Genomic DNA, 13,422 nt, shown 5'->3' on the forward strand with positions numbered 1-13,422 from the left:
CAGCACCGCAAACCGGCGGCCCGACTAGTCGATCACGTACCGGGAGACACCTGGTTCCAGATCTTTTCGCTGAGGCGGTTCGCGATGTCCGCCAAGGCTCGGCCGTTGTTCGACGGGCCGAACGCTGGGCCGGGGCGCAGGCGTAGTGCGAGTTCGCCGAGCATGCTGCTGACGTGAACGCCGCTCAGGCCGGGCCACCGGATATCCGTGTGCCGTTCATCGAATGAGTCTGCCGCGAGGAGGCTTTCGATCGCTGAGGCCTCCCCCTCCAACGTCACTGGAAGCACGCGGCCACCCACGTGGGCGAGCCGACTTCGCAAGTGCAACGCCGGGTCCCGGACCAGGTGAGTTCGGCTCGGATCTGTTCGCGGTGGCCGATCACGCGCCACGAGGTAGAGGTCGATCAGTGCGGTGGTGGATACCGGGTCGGTGAGCTGCCCGCTACCGTTCTCATCGAAAGTGTCGAGCCATCTGATACTGGCGTCGCGGAGCCGTTGGTACTTCGTGTCAGGGACAGCCGAGAACGGAGTCGCGGGAATTTCGCGCCGGAACTCCGTGCGAGCGCGGAACGCACCCGCCGCATCGGTGACGACCGCGGCGAGCGATGCCCCGCTGCTGTCGATTCCGAACGCGGCACCGGGGATGAGCCTTGCCGACAGCTCGTCCAGCAGGTCGGCGACGACAGCCGCTTCGACCGGGGACAGCAGCAGTGGTCGGTACGGGGTTCGGGCCGGGTCGGCGAGGGATTCCTCGACGTAGCGGGCGAATTCTGTCAGGCCGTAGGGCTCGGTTCGATGGTGGGTGAGCGTCCCGAAATGCAGGAAGTGTCGAGTCGGATCCACCGGGGAAGCGGCGGGTATCCCGCCGCGAATCCGATGCTGGATATCTTCCGCGGCGGTCAGGAAGTCGGCTCCGGAGCCATTCGGACCATCCAATACCCCGCACAGCGACAGCACCGACTCACGCAGTTCTCGGTACTCCCGCACCGACTCCGGCGAAAGTGGTCGCACTGGAACGATATAGGCCGAATCGGCCGATGCGAGATGATCGACGGGGGCCATCACGCCAGGATGACCGGCGGTCGGGTGCACGCGGTCCGGAGCGGTTACGTACAGCCTGGTCGGGCCCGGGTAGAAGGCCGGGCGACCGTATTCGGTTTGCGCCAGTAGTTCGGCTGCCAAATCCTCGGCGAGGATGCCGAGTTCTGATTTCATCGGCAGCAAACCGTAGGTGATACCGGGACGGAGCCTCGCCGCGAGCTCTTTCAGCAGAATCCCGGCCGCGAAGGCGACACGTTCTGTCAGCGCGACGAGATCTGGTTCACCGGCGGTCGATTCGGCGCTGTCGGCCTCGGCGGCCAGCCTCGCACGGATATCGATGGCCTCATCCAGCAGGGTTCTGCCCACGACGCTACGGAGGAAAAGTCCGGGGTCGCCGCCATGCGGCACACCGGAAGGCCGAGCCGACTCGACGACACCGGCCAATGCCTCGAATGCCTCGACCACGGATTCCTCGTCGACCGGCTCGGTGCTCGTGCCTTGTTCGGCGAGCGAATCCAGCAGGCGGACCACCGCATTACGCAGGTCCGAATCCCGCACCTGTTCGACATCTTCCAGCCAGGACTGCCAATCGTCGAGATCGGAAGCTGGCCTCGGCCGCGGCTGTGGTGCTCGCGCGGAAAGATCGTCGGCGATTCGGTCGGCGAATTCGGCCAAGGCCATACCGCCGGCGGACAACCCGAACGCGGCGCCTGGACGCAGTCGTGCGGCGAGCTCGCGCAGCAGATCGGCGACGGCGGATACCTGAAGAGCTGTCAGCTGTACATCCCGCACGTCCGCAGCACTCTCGACAGTGAGGAAGTGGACGTCGGACAGCTCGATCGCCGAACCATTCACCGTCCCCCACATCATCTGGCGACCGGGGTCGATCGGAGCGCGCTCAGGTAAGCGCCCGACTACGGCGCCCTGAAACGCTGAATACACTGGGTCGACAATGTCGACGGGCCGAACCGGCGGGGTCTTCTCGCCACACCGCCGCACGAACTCAGCTGCCGCGTCACGGAGCACGCTGCTCGGCGCCACGGACAATAGATCGTCGTCTGCCATTCGAGAACTGTGTTCCGTCCATCGTTGCCCGGATCCGGCGCGGAGTTCTCCCGCCCGACGATCCCATCCTACGGCCGCGCGGCGGTCGTAGCGATCCAGCGCCGTCGCGCATTTCGTCGCCGGGCATGCCATCCTCGGTGGGGCACCGAGTATCGACGACAGGGCGACAGGCGATGAGCGCACCGCTTCACTCCACCGAGGAAGCCATCGACTACCTCACGAGAACCGTGGGAATCTATCCTCATTTCGACATCGACCACTTCGAGCACGGCTGGCTGGTCGTACCCTGCCCCAGCCCGGAGGAAGAAGCCGCGGGCGTCTGGATGCTGGGCTACACCCAGCGGATCGTCGACGCGCGCACCGGGGTGATCACCGAGTTCGGCAGCAGCGCCTCGCCCACAGAGGCCGTCCGGCAGTACAGCGCCTTCGTCGAAGACGGCACGCCGATGTCCGGGATCCAGATCTACCCCCACCGCACCGAAATCCACGTTCACCGGCTCGAGGAAACTCCGACCGTGATCGAATACTTCACCCAGGTCCGGGATATCGGAAGCGGCGAACCCCAACCCGCCTTCATTCTGACAATCAACAAGCAGACCAGGCACTTCGAACCTACCGATGCGGCATCGAGAACGATCTTCGACTGGGCGACAACGTCATTCGAGACCGATCGGATGTGGCCGACCAGCGGGACAGTGCTAGGACCGCTCGGCGCGTAAGGCTTTCACGATCGTCGAGACTCGGGCGTTGACCATGGAGACGAGACGATCAGCGGTCACGGAGGTCGCCACCAGAGGAGTGGTGTCGTTGACTGCGTACCGACCGTCCCCCGGGACGTCGCGCCAGGTCAGGGTTCGGCTGATCAGACCATCGGGGCCGTAGATCGAATCTCCCTGTGCCACTTCGATCGTCCCCGCGCAGACCGAGGGGATCATGAAGTCCCGGTGGTGCCTGGAGGATGCGGCACCCGCGGTGGCGAAGATTCGCGAGGGGGCATCGTGATCGGCGGGGGTGGGCGCGGGCGGCAGCGGGATCTCGTTGTGGCGTCCGGGGTCGCAGGTGGGCAACAGGTCGACCACAGCATTGCCCAGGCTCACCGCTTCGCATTCGGTCATGGTGTATCCACCTCCGTACCAATAGGATTCGCCCGGATGCTGGACGACGGTGTACCCGCGGGATCCTTTGCGGGTCGCCAGGACGCGGACACGGACCGCGGGCGATTCGCCACGCACGGTTTCGTCCACGCCGAAGGCGGTGATACGGATGTCGGGACGCGCCATCTCCGCGATTCTGGCCCGGAAGTCGTAGCCGAGGCGGCGGTCCAGATCGGCCAGCTTCTGCCGCTTCTCCCTCTCGAACTCCTGATGGCTCTGGGTTCGTGACGTGTAGAGGAAGGGGGCGGGGTGGTAATCGGTGGTCACGTGCTCCCACAGGGCGAAGAACTCGGTCTCGGTGAATCGCCAGGATCGGTTCATCGGTCAGCGCCTACCGGGCTCGGGGACGTCCTGGTCTTGGACGGCGTCGGGGTCTTCGCCGATCACCGGGTTCACGACCACCTGCGCCTCGCCCAAGCCCTCGTCCATATGCGCCGCCGAATCCAGGTATCTGGCACGTTGATGGGAGTCCTGCCGATTCCCTTGGCCTGCGGCGCCGGCACCGGCGGGGCCCATGGCACCCGGCATGGCGGCTCCACTACTCGCGGCGACAACACCGGCGGTGGGGGTGACCGAGGCTGCCAGACCCGCACGAGGGAACAGGTTCGACTGGGTGCCCGCACGCAACGACGGTGCCGCCGCACCGGGCGCACCGCCACCGCCTCGGACTCCACCGCCACCGCCGGCGGCAACCGAGCCGGGCTTCGACGAGTTCGGCGAACCGGTGAGGGCCGACACCGGCGAAGTCGTCGTGGGCGAGGTCGCGGTGGGCGAGGTCGATGGAGTCGACGTCGTCGGCGTGGTCGACGGTGAGGACGAATCGGAGGTGTCCGTGCCGGAGGTCGTCGGACTGGTCGTCTCGGTGGGTGAGGTGGACGGCGTGGTATCGGAGGTCTGGTCGTCGGAGGTGGAGTCGTCGGTGGTTGTCGACGGGGTCTGCGTGGTCGGGGATTCCGTGGTCGGGGTTTCGGTCTTCGGCGTATCCGGAGTGGCCGGCGTCTCCTCCGGGGTATCGGACGGTTGCTTCACCGGAGCGCCGCCATCGTCTCCGCCGCCCGGCGACGACGGTGAACCACCGCCGTTGCCGAGACCCGCGCCCGGTTGCTCCAGTTCAGGAAGGGGGGCGGGCGCCGACGCGACCGGATTCAGGAATCCCGGCACCGTTGGCACCGACTTGGCGGCACCGTCGATATTGTTCGGATACCAGTTCGTCCACGTGTCGCGGTGTCCGTTCAGCCTCTCCAGGAACGCCGCTTCGCTGACCTTCGATTTGGCCCGGAACGCGCTTTCCGTCTGCGCGGGGAGACTGGGATACAACCCGGAGATGGTGCTGTACACGAACGCCAAATTGTCGCTCATCAGATCCGTGGCAGCTACCAGTTGCGCCATCGAGTTCACGTAGGCCGAGACCGCCGTCCTGGCACGCGTACCCGCTGGGCTCTTGATACCTTCCGAGACCGCCTTGTCCATCGTGTTGCCGAAGACCGCGACATCTTCTTTCATGGTGTCCGACATCGTTCCCCACCGTGACGCGGCAATGCGGAGAGTCCCGGCATTCGAAATCATCACCAAACGATTCTTGTACAGCGTGTCCCAACTCAACGAGGATCCACTGACAGCGGAAATGATATTGCTGTAGCGCTTTTCGGACTGTCCGCTCAAGTCCACCAGCTCTTTGCCGAGTTGTGGTTTGTCCGGGGGTGTAACCTCCACTGCCCTACCTGAATTGACGGTGCGGGACGTGGGTTTCAGCGCCTGTGGTTCCGCACGTTCGACGATCGTGACGACCTCCCGGCCGACCTCGTTCCGCAATCGCGTGAACCCATCGGCCGCGCTTTCGTCGGACTGTACGTAGCGTCGTTCGGCCTGGACGAACATCTCACCGAGATCGGCGACGGCCTTCTGGTGTTCCTTCATTCGGCTCTCGAGGTCACTGCCCGCCATATTGAACCGGGCCGCGAGCGCTTCCCCGCACGCCTGGGCACTGACGGCCTCGACGTGCTGGACCAGCGATGCGTGGACTGCGATGACATCGAGCGTCTCGAGGAATCGCGCACAAGCCTGCGCGCACGCTGCCGCGGTTCCCATCTCGTAATACAGTCCGCCGCTGGATGCCTCGGCCATCAGGCTCGGCACCGCCCCATCCGTCGTCACCGCGCGGCCCCCCTAGCCTCCGAGCGCGCCGATCCGGCCAACGCGCCTTCGCTCCATCCGCTGCGATCCTACGAGACCTCGCGCCGACGCGCTCGGTCGGCCAAATGACAAGGGGCCCTGCCGCTCCGAGGAACGACAGGACCCCTGGTCCGGGTATTCGCTTGTCTTACAGTGCTTTCAGTTCCTCGGTGACCGCACCGACGGACTTCTTCGCATCACCGAACAACATCGAGGTGTGGTCGGCGTAGAACAGCGGGTTGTCGATCCCGGCGAAGCCGGAGTTCATCGAGCGCTTGAGCACGATGACGCTCTGGGCCTGGTCGACGTTGAGGACCGGCATGCCGTAGATCGGGCTGGACTTGTCGTCGCGGGCGGCCGGGTTGGTGACGTCGTTGGCGCCGATGACCAGGACCACATCGGTGCGGCCGAATTCGCCGTTGATGTCGTCCATTTCCTTCATCGCGTCGTAGGAGACCTCGGCCTCGGCCAGCAGCACGTTCATGTGACCGGGCATGCGACCGGCGACCGGGTGGATCGCGTACTTGACCTCGACGCCCTTGGCCTCGAGCAGCGACGCCATCTCCTTGACCACGTGCTGGGCCTGGGCCACGGCCATGCCGTAGCCGGGGACCACGATCACCTGGTTGGCGTAGGCCATCTGGATCGCGGCATCAGCGGCCGAGGTCGCTTTCGCGGTCTTGGCCTCACCGTCACCCGAACCGGCGACCGCGCCGCCGCCACCGAAGCCACCGGCCACGATCGCGGGGATGGAGCGGTTCATGGCCTTGGCCATCAGGTTGGTGAGGATGGTGCCGGACGCGCCGACGATCATGCCCGCGACGATCATCGCGGTGTTGTTCAGCGCCAGACCCGCGGCCGCGGCCGACAGACCGGTCAGGGCGTTGAGCAGCGAGATCACGACCGGCATGTCCGCGCCGCCGATGGGCAGCACGACCATCAGGCCGAGCACACCGGCGAGCAACAGCAGCCCGATCATCCACAGCTGCGAAACACCACCGTTGTCGGCACCGAGGCCGATCACGACCGCGCACACGATCGCACCGAGGAGCAGCAGCAGGTTCAGCGGCTGCTGCAAACGGCCGATACCGATCGGCTTGCCGGACAGGATCTCCTGCAGCTTCGCGAAGGCGATGATCGAGCCCCAGAAGGAGATCGAGCCGATCACCGCGGCGAACAGCGAACCGATGATGATGTGGACGGTCGGTTCCTCGTGCAGCTGCGAAAAGCCGGCGCTGTCGACGAATTCGGCCCACGCGATCAACGCGACGGTGCCACCACCGACACCGTTGAACGCCGCGACCAGCTGCGGCATCTCGGTCATCTTGGTGCGGATGGCGGGCGGAACACCCAGTGCCACACCGACGATCAGACCGCCGGCGATGAGAATCCAGTTGAGCAGGGCGGCGTGGCGGACCGAGATCAGGGTGGCGACCACGGCCAGACCCATACCGACAGCGGCGATCTGGTTGCCACGTACGGCGGTCTTCGGGCCGGTCAGGCCCATCAGGCCGTAGATGAACATGGAGAAGGCCACGATGTAGAGGCCGTTGACCAGGTAGGTCATATTGTCGACTGCGTGCATCACTCGGCCGCCTTCTTCTTACCCTTGAACATGCCGAGCATGCGGTCGGTGACCACGAAACCACCGATGACGTTCAGTGTTCCGAACACCACCGCGACGAACAGGATCACCTGCACCAGCAGCGAGGGGTCCTTCACGTTGCCAAGGGTCACCAGCGCACCGAGCACGACGATGCCGTGGATGGCGTTGGTGCCCGACATCAGCGGGGTGTGCAGGGTGTTGGGGACCTTGGAGATCACCGCGAAGCCGACGAAGCCGGACAAAACGAGGATCGCGATATTGGCGAGCAGTTCGGTGTACATCAGGCTTGCACCTCACGTGTGACGCAGGAGTCGGCCAGGACCTGATCCTCGAAGTCGGGGGCGAGCTTGCCGTCGACCAGCATCAGTTCCAGCAGCGCCGAAATGTTCTTCGAGTACAGCTCGGAAGCGTGCTCGGGCATCGTGGCGGGCAGGTTCAGCGGCGAGGCGATGGTCACCTCGTGCTTGACCACGACCTCGCCGGGCTCGGTGAGCTCGCAGTTGCCACCGGTCTCACCGGCCAGGTCCACGATCACGCTGCCGGGCTTCATGCCCTCGACAGCGGCGGCGGTGACCAGACGCGGGGCGGGGCGACCCGGCACCAGCGCGGTGGTGATCACGACGTCGAAACCCTTGATGGCGTCTTCGAGGGCCTGCTGCTGCTGGGCCTTCTCCTCGTCGGTGAGTTCGCGGGCGTACCCGCCTTCACCGGCGGCGTCGATCCCCAGGTCCAGCCACTGCGCACCGACCGAACGCACCTGATCGGCGACCTCGGGACGCACGTCGTAACCGGTGGTCCGCCCGCCGAGACGCTTGGCGGTGGCCAAAGCCTGCAGACCGGCGACGCCGACACCGAGCACCAGCACGGTGGCCGGCTTCACGGTGCCCGCGGCGGTGGTCAGCATCGGGAAGAACCGGGTCGACTCCGACGCGGCGAGCAGCACGGCCTTGTAGCCGGCCACGTTCGCCTGCGAGGACAGGGCATCCATCACCTGGGCGCGCGAGATACGCGGAATCGCCTCGACGGCGAAGGCCTGCACACCGGCGGACTTCAGCGCACCGATCTGATTCTCGGCATTGCGCGGGGCGAGGAACCCGATCAACGTCTGCCCGGAGGACAGCTTGGCCACCTCGGCATCGCTGGGCGGGGCGACCTTGACGACGACCTCGGCCGACCACGGATCACCGATGGTCGCGCCTGCCTCGACGTAGGCAGCGTCGGGAATGAGAGCGCCGAGGCCGGCACCGGCTTCCACGATCACCTCGACACCCTGCTTGGACAGGGTGGGGATGATCTTGGGTACCAATGCGACTCGCCGCTCACCCGGGCCGGACTCGCGAACGACTCCGACACGCGCTCCGCGCGGCGAACCCTCGCCCACGTTTTGCGTTGTCTCCACTAGTCAGACTTCCTTTTCGTGCTGGCTTCGAGCCTGGGAACAACGGGTTGCCGAAGTTACCTGCGGGTAAGTTCGACTCAAATCCTCGCAACTGTACTCGGCTCGCGGTGAGCCTAGCGGAGATGCCCGTCACAACGGAGAACTGGACTGACGACCACAAATCGGACACCGTGGACGTGATAGATCGTGACAACGGCCTCCCGACCCGGTAGACACCGGTCGACGCGCCCACCCGGATTCGTCGCCGCAGGTGAGACCCGAGAACACCGGTCCGGATCGAGCACGCACCTCGACAGCCGACCGCCGACCGAGCACCGCGGCGTCGCACGGGACGTGACGCGGGTCATGCCGATGACTCGTTCGGGCTGTTGCGCGACCCAGATCACACCGTAGGGTCGAGGCCGTGAACGACTGCGCCTTCTGTCTGATCGTGGCGGGTGCCGCGCCGGCGACCATTGTCTACTCCGATGACGCGGTGTGCGCGTTCCTCGACATCCGTCCCATCACCCGCGGCCACACCCTGATCGTCCCCAAGGTCCACGCGACCGAGCTCGACGATCTCGATCCCGAACTCGGCGCCCGGATGTTCCGCACCGGCCACCGCCTGGCCCGTGCGCTGCGCGTGAGCGGGCTCGCGAGCGATGGAGCCAACCTCGTTCTCAACGACGGTGCCGCCGCGTTCCAGACCGTCGGCCACGTCCACCTGCACGTGGTTCCCCGCAAACACGGTGACAAACTCAGCTTCGCCAAGGGCTTCCTGCTGCGTCGTCCGCACGAACCGAATTCGACCGCGGCGGCGATCCGCGCGGGCCTGTCCGCACTCGACCAGAGCGAAGCAGAAGGAGCACAGGGATGACCGAGACGCCGGGGCGCGAACAACTCACCGATCTGCTCGCCGAGCAGTGGGAAGCCATCGCGCTGCTGGTCGCCGACCTCGACGAGAAGGCTTGGCGGCGAACGTCTCCGCTGCCCGGCTGGACGCTGTTCGACGTGGTCGCCCATGTGATCGGGACCGAATCGTGGTTGCTCGGCGAGACACCGCCGCCGCATGATCCGTTGCGCCCCAAGACCGATGTGCGAACGCTGCCGCATGTGCGCAACGAAGTGGCCGTGCTCAACGAGATCTGGGTCGACCGGTTGCGCCCGCTCTCCGGCAAGCGGCTGCTCGCGCTGTTCGACGAGACCACCGAGCGTCGCCGGGCCGCCCTGGCCGCGATGGACGACGAGGCCTGGCAGGCCACGACCGTCTCACCGGTCGGGCAGGTGCCCTACGGGCGGTTCATGCGGGTGCGGCTGTTCGATTGCTGGATGCACGAACTCGACCTCGCCGACGGGATCGGCCGCAGCGTGCCCGAGGGTGGTGCGCGCGCCGAGGCCGCGTTCGCCGAACTGACCATCGGTCTCGGTCGTGCCGTGGTGAAGGGCGCCAAGGCGCCGGATGGTTCGCTGGTCACTCTCGATCTGACCGGGCCGGTGACCAGGCAGGTGCATCTGTCGGTCGCCGGTGGGCGTGGGACGGTGCTCGACGAGGCTGCAGGGGAGCCGACGACCGTGCTCCGGATGGATTCCGGGCTTTTCGCACGGTTGCGCGGTGGGCGCACGACGGCCGACCGGCATCCCGGCGAGGTTGTCGTCGAGGGCGATACGGCCCTCGGTGAGCGGCTCGTGCGGAATCTGGCGTTCACCATCTGATGCGACTTTTCCTGGCGTCATACCGGTTCGGTGGTTTCGCTGATCGGCTCGTCGGGCTCGTCGGTGCGCCGGGACGGGTCGCGGTGATTCCGAACGCGTGTGACGCGTGGCCCGACGCCTGGTCGTCGGCGGTGATGAGCGATGTGAAACCGCTGGAACAGCAAGGCTATTCGCCGGAGGTGCTTGATCTGCGCGAGTACGCCGGACAGCCGGAACGGCTGGAACGGCACCTGCGCACGTTCCCGATGGTCTGGGTGCGTGGCGGGAACACCTTCGTCCTGCGTGCCCAATTCGCCCGCAGCGGTGCTGATTCCGTCTTCACGACTCTGTTGCGCGAGGACGCGCTGGTCTACGCGGGCTACAGCGCGGGCGCGTGCCTGCTCGGACCCGACCTGCACGGGTTGGAAACCATGGACGATCCCGCCGAGGTGCTGCCCACCACCGGTATCGAACCACTGTGGGACGGACTGGGTTTGGTAGATCGTCGCCTGGTCGTCCACCTGGACTCCCCCACCGACCCGGACGGCGACTCCGCCGCGATGCTGGCCCGCTGCGTCGCCGAACAGATCCCGCACTGGGCCCTCACCGACAACGACGTCGTCCTGGTCGACGGCGACCGCACCGAGGTACTCAGAGGCTGAGACCGCGAGTTCGGCACCACGCCGGATCGCCGATCACGCAGCGGTAGACGCGGCTACCGCCGGTTTGCGGCGGAAGACGATCCAGCGCATCGCGCTGTACATGTACACGGCCTCACAGCCGCCGGCGAGCAGCCTGGCCAGGTGGTATTCCAGGCCGAGCGCGGTGAGACCCGAGCCGACACCGAGGATGAACGCCAGGTAGTTCACCAGCACGACAACCACATACACCGCGGCCTGCTTGCCCATCGGCGCGTGGGAATGGAAGTTGAAAGTGCGGTTGAGCAGGAAGCTCAGCCCGAACGCGGCGATGTAGGCGAGGGTGATCGACAGCCAGACCGGCAGACCGAATCCACTGTGCAGCAGGGTGAGCAGCAGCAGATCGACGCCGAACGTGAAGCTGTTGATCAGCCCGAACCCGAGCAGGGTCGCGGGCATATACCGATCGAGGCCCCACGGCAGCCGGGCAACGACGGCCTCGCACCAACGGGTGAATCGGTCGGCCACCGACTCGGTGACACTCGCCTGATGCTCCACGCGGCCAGCCTGCCAGCGGCAGATGAAGCCAGGGTGAGCAACCGGCAAACGGGTGGGCCGAGAAGCTAGCGGCCTACCGCAGCGATCGGGCGGGTATCGAACGAGGCCCATGCGGCGAGGCAGCGGCGGCGGGTGATCTCGTCGGCCTCGGCGAGGAGGGCGTCACGCAGCAGCGCGGGGTCGGCCGCCCAGCGCTGCGCGATCTCGGCCATCGCGCGGACGTCGAACATCCCCGTCGATTCCAGAGCGGACAGCCATTCGTGGTGTGCGCCGGTGTGGACGCTGCGCATCGCGTCGGTGTCGATGCCCGCGTCGGCGAATTCCGCGGCCAACAGGGCACCCACCAGCTCACTGCGGTCCTGCGGTTCCTTCGGCATCGCCAGTCCTCCCTGCGAAAAACGGTGCGGCGCAACAGCGTCGCATGATCGGTGCGCGCGAAGCGCACCCGTGGAGCAGAACTCGAAACACGCTGGGCGGCGAGGCGATTCACCATCGAACACACCCGGTATGGGCATTGTGAAGCATTGGACGGCGTATACACCAATGGGGCGCGCCAGATCACAGCGATGCGGAAACCTCCTTGTTCGGACCCACATCACATCTGGTCAATTGATCACCCGGCGCCTGTGCGATTCCGCTCTCGGGCGATGCCTGTGTGTGATCACCGGACCAGGGCGAACTGCCCGCGGCGGATGGGGTGCGCGCGATAGCGTGGACAGGTGGACGAGCGCAGCGGTGACCTCGATTCGTTGATTTCGGCGTTGTCGGACGGGGCGGTCGTCATCGACCCCGATCTGCTGGCCGGGTACCGGCAGGATTGGGCCCGCGATCCCGATGCGGGCACGCCGCTGGCGGTGGTGCGGGCGCGCGGAACCGCCGATGTCGCCGCCACGCTGCGGTGGGCGCACGCGAACAAGGTGCCGGTCGTGCCGCGTGGGGCCGGGACGGGGTTGTCCGGCGGGGCGACCGCGGTGGACGGCGGGATCGTGCTCACCACCGAGTTGATGCGGGAGATCAGCGTCGACACGGTGACCCGGATCGCGGTGGTACAGCCCGGGTTGCTCAATGCGGAGGTGAAGCGGGCCGTCGCGGAAGAAGGGCTGTGGTACCCGCCGGATCCGTCCTCGTTCGAGATCTGCTCGATCGGTGGCAACGCGGCGACCAACGCGGGCGGGCTGTGCTGCGTGAAGTACGGCGTGACCACCGACTACGTGCTCGGCATGGAAGTGGTGCTTGCCGACGGGACCGTGGTGCGGCTCGGCGGGCCACGGCTCAAGGATTCGGCCGGGCTGTCGCTCACCAAACTGTTCGTCGGGAGCGAGGGCACGCTCGGCGTGATCACCGAACTCACCCTGCGGCTGCTGCCCGCACAGCCACCGCAGTCGACCGTCGTCGCGAGTTTCGGCTCGCTCACCGCGGCGACCGACGCGATCCTGGCAATCACCTCGACGCTGCGCCCCGCCATGCTCGAATTCATGGACACCGTCGCGATCAACGCGGTCGAGGACGAGATGCGGATGGGGATGGACCGCACCGCCGCCGCCCTGCTCGTCGCCCGCTCCGACGCTCCAGGCGAATTCGCCGCGCACGAAGCACAGCTGATGGTTGGGCTGTGTGAGAAGGCCGGGGCGACAGAGGTTTTCCACACCGCAGATGCCACCGAAGGTGAAGCCTTCACCGCCGCACGCCGATTCGCGATTCCCGCGGTGGAGAAGATCGGGTCGCTGCTGCTCGAAGACGTCGGCGTGCCGCTCCCCCGCCTCGGCGACCTGATCGCCGGGGTCACCGCGATCGGCGAACGCAACGATGTGCTCGTGTCGATCATCGCGCACGCGGGCGACGGCAACACCCACCCGCTGATCGTGCACGACCCCACCGACCCCGACAACACGGCCCGCGCCCACCGAGCCTTCGGCGAGATCATGGACCTGGCCATCGCGCTCGGCGGCACGATCACCGGCGAACACGGCGTCGGGCGCTTGAAGAAGGCGTGGCTGCCCGACCAGGTCGGCCCCGACGTCATGGCGCTGACCCGGCGCATCAAGGACGCGCTCGATCCCGAGGGCATCCTCAATCCCGGCGCGGTCCTCTAGCGGAACATCGCAAGGGACGGCAGGGT

At 66.5% G+C, this 13,422-nt stretch carries 12 protein-coding genes and 1 pseudogene; 5 read left to right on the forward strand and 8 right to left on the reverse strand.

The genetic code is table 11. The annotated features are described in order from the left end of the window. Positions 1-32: 32 nt before the first annotated feature. Positions 33-1,895 carry a hypothetical protein gene (locus ACFWPK_RS25605; protein WP_378919850.1) on the reverse strand — a complete coding sequence of 621 codons (1,863 nt, stop codon included), beginning with the start codon at positions 1,893-1,895 and terminating at the stop codon, positions 33-35. Between the two features lie 383 nt (positions 1,896-2,278). Between ACFWPK_RS25605 and ACFWPK_RS25610 the strand changes: the two genes are divergently transcribed. After that, the gene (locus ACFWPK_RS25610; protein WP_378919852.1) at positions 2,279-2,824 is read left to right on the forward strand and encodes a hypothetical protein; all 546 of its coding nucleotides are present in this window, start codon (positions 2,279-2,281) and stop codon (positions 2,822-2,824) included. Here ACFWPK_RS25610 and ACFWPK_RS25615 read toward each other — a convergent pair. From ACFWPK_RS25615 to ACFWPK_RS25635, 5 genes are all read right to left on the reverse strand, one after another. Beyond that, complete coding sequence (locus ACFWPK_RS25615; RefSeq protein ID WP_378919854.1) at positions 2,804-3,580, reverse strand: ESX secretion-associated protein EspG; 777 nt, start codon at positions 3,578-3,580, stop codon at positions 2,804-2,806. The two genes, ACFWPK_RS25610 and ACFWPK_RS25615, sit on opposite strands and share 21 nt — an antisense overlap. A gap of 3 nt (positions 3,581-3,583) precedes the next feature. After that, positions 3,584-5,413 (reverse strand): hypothetical protein, encoded by a 1,830-nt coding sequence (locus tag ACFWPK_RS25620; RefSeq protein WP_378919856.1) that lies wholly within the window; start codon positions 5,411-5,413, stop codon positions 3,584-3,586. A 166-nt stretch (positions 5,414-5,579) separates the two neighbouring features. After that, positions 5,580-6,998 (reverse strand): NAD(P)(+) transhydrogenase (Re/Si-specific) subunit beta, encoded by a 1,419-nt coding sequence (locus ACFWPK_RS25625; RefSeq protein ID WP_378919960.1) that lies wholly within the window; start codon positions 6,996-6,998, stop codon positions 5,580-5,582. A 17-nt stretch (positions 6,999-7,015) separates the two neighbouring features. Further along, entirely contained in the window at positions 7,016-7,318 is a 303-nt protein-coding gene (locus ACFWPK_RS25630; protein ID WP_056818017.1) for an NAD(P) transhydrogenase subunit alpha, read from the reverse strand. After that, complete coding sequence (locus tag ACFWPK_RS25635; RefSeq protein ID WP_378919858.1) at positions 7,318-8,436, reverse strand: Re/Si-specific NAD(P)(+) transhydrogenase subunit alpha; 1,119 nt, start codon at positions 8,434-8,436, stop codon at positions 7,318-7,320. Before ACFWPK_RS25635 ends, ACFWPK_RS25630 begins: the two co-directional genes overlap by 1 nt. 394 nt (positions 8,437-8,830) lie before the next feature. Between ACFWPK_RS25635 and ACFWPK_RS25640 the strand changes: the two are divergent. From ACFWPK_RS25640 to ACFWPK_RS25650, 3 genes and pseudogenes are all read left to right on the forward strand, one after another. Then, a pseudogene (locus ACFWPK_RS25640) lies at positions 8,831-9,292 on the forward strand (HIT family protein); the annotation flags it as partial. Beyond that, complete coding sequence (locus ACFWPK_RS25645) at positions 9,289-10,128, forward strand: maleylpyruvate isomerase N-terminal domain-containing protein (RefSeq protein ID WP_378919860.1); 840 nt, start codon at positions 9,289-9,291, stop codon at positions 10,126-10,128. The pseudogene ACFWPK_RS25640 and the gene ACFWPK_RS25645, both read left to right, overlap by 4 nt. After that, on the forward strand, positions 10,128-10,769 hold the full coding sequence (locus ACFWPK_RS25650; protein WP_378919862.1) for a Type 1 glutamine amidotransferase-like domain-containing protein: 642 nt from the start codon (positions 10,128-10,130) through the stop codon (positions 10,767-10,769). The genes ACFWPK_RS25645 and ACFWPK_RS25650 overlap by 1 nt, the downstream gene beginning before the upstream one ends. Positions 10,770-10,802: 33 nt before the next feature. On the opposite strand, the gene ACFWPK_RS25655 is transcribed toward ACFWPK_RS25650, so the two are convergent. Next, the gene (locus tag ACFWPK_RS25655) at positions 10,803-11,303 is read right to left on the reverse strand and encodes a GtrA family protein (protein WP_378919864.1); all 501 of its coding nucleotides are present in this window, start codon (positions 11,301-11,303) and stop codon (positions 10,803-10,805) included. 65 nt (positions 11,304-11,368) lie between these two features. Then, positions 11,369-11,680 (reverse strand): hypothetical protein, encoded by a 312-nt coding sequence (locus ACFWPK_RS25660; RefSeq protein WP_378919866.1) that lies wholly within the window; start codon positions 11,678-11,680, stop codon positions 11,369-11,371. Between the two features lie 342 nt (positions 11,681-12,022). On the opposite strand from ACFWPK_RS25660, the gene ACFWPK_RS25665 reads away from it, so the two are divergent. Beyond that, entirely contained in the window at positions 12,023-13,396 is a 1,374-nt protein-coding gene (locus tag ACFWPK_RS25665; protein ID WP_378919868.1) for an FAD-binding oxidoreductase, read from the forward strand. The last annotated feature ends 26 nt before the right edge of the window (positions 13,397-13,422 follow it).

The sequence above is a fragment of the Nocardia sp. NPDC058519 genome (genome assembly GCF_042719755.1).
Lineage (GTDB): Bacteria > Actinomycetota > Actinomycetes > Mycobacteriales > Mycobacteriaceae > Nocardia.